Source organism: Desulfovibrio sp. 1188_IL3213, from assembly GCF_036763145.1.
Classification (GTDB): domain Bacteria; phylum Desulfobacterota; class Desulfovibrionia; order Desulfovibrionales; family Desulfovibrionaceae; genus Desulfovibrio.
In genome coordinates this window covers 1-1,278 of record NZ_JBAIYR010000553.1, presented here as the reverse complement: position 1 = coordinate 1,278, position 1,278 = coordinate 1, and the positions used below count along the sequence as shown (strand labels likewise).

2 protein-coding genes are annotated in these 1,278 nt (G+C 62.9%); both read left to right on the top strand.

Features of this window, described 5'->3' with window-relative positions; all coding sequences use genetic code 11:
- A partial coding sequence (locus tag V6C16_RS13520; RefSeq protein WP_333543472.1) for a FecCD family ABC transporter permease occupies positions 1 to 1,022 on the top strand: 1,022 nt, incomplete at its 5' end.
- Positions 1,015 to 1,278 (top strand): ATP-binding cassette domain-containing protein (locus V6C16_RS13515; RefSeq protein ID WP_333543471.1); only part of this gene is annotated, 264 nt, incomplete at its 3' end. The genes V6C16_RS13520 and V6C16_RS13515, both read left to right, overlap by 8 nt.

Below are 1,278 nucleotides of genomic sequence, written 5' to 3'. Positions count from 1 at the left end.
TGCCGTGGGACAGCCCCCGAATACGCGCCTGCACCCTGGCAGGGCTGCTGGCTGTTGCCGTCATGCTGGCCCTGGCTGGCATGAAGCTTGGGGCGGTTTCACGTTCGTGGGCCGACATCTGTGCGGCCCTGTTCGGCTCTTCCGGTGATGAATCCTTACGCTATTTTGTACTCCACCTGCGTTTGCCCAAGGTTTGCGCCGCCCTGGCCGTGGGCGCGTCGCTGGCCCTCACCGGAACCATGCTGCAAAACGTGCTCAACAATCCGCTGGCTTCGTCCTTTACCCTCGGTCTTTCACAGGGGGCCGCCTTCGGCGCCAGCTTTTCCATGATTATCCTGCCCGCCGCAGGCGGCCTGGCCGGGCTGAGCATTGTCGCCCTGGGCGCTCTGGCTGGTTCATTTGCCGCGGCCCTGCTTATTCTGGCCTTCAGCATGATGCGGGGCATGGGGCCACAGGGACTTATTCTTGCGGGGGTGGCCCTGTCGACTCTTTTTGGGGCCGCCACCATGTCATTGCAGTATTTCGCCACTGACAGCCAGGTGGCCGCCACCGTATTCTGGAGCTTTGGCGACCTGAGCAGGGGAAGCTGGCGAGAAGTCGCGCTGGTCGGGCTTGTACTGCTGGCGGGCCTTGTTTTTTCGCTGCGGCACAACCTTGATTACGACGCCCTGCGCTGGGGCGATGCCCAGGCCACGGCTCTGGGCGTGCCGGTACTGCGGCTGCGCTGCGCAAGCCTGTTCATGGCCTCGCTTATGGCTGCCTTTGCCACCGCCTTTTACGGCGTTATCGGCTTTGTGGGCCTGGTGGCTCCTCACATGGTGCGCCTGACCTTTCCCCATGCCGGGCATTTTTTTCTGCTGGGCTGCTCAGCCCTGTTCGGCGCCTGCTTTTTATTGGCGGCCGACCTTGTGGCCCAGACCATCATCTACCCGGCCCTGCTGCCCATAGGCATTGTCTGTGCCTTCACCGGGGTTCCGGTTTTTTTGTGCATCCTTTTCAGGGGGGCCAGGGCGCATGCTTGAGGCCGACAAACTTTCTCTGACGGCACGATCCGGTAGAACCATACTGGACGGTATATCATTCCGCCTTGAGCCGGGGCGCTGCATGGCCTTCATCGGGCCTAACGGAGCGGGCAAGAGCACGCTTGTCAGGATTGTGGCCGGGCTTGACCGCCCCACATCCGGCCGTGTGCTTTATGAGGGTACGGATCTTTCCGGGCTGAACCGCCGCCGGCGCGCGCAAGCAGTGGCCTATTTGCCGCAGGCCGCCCATCCCGTG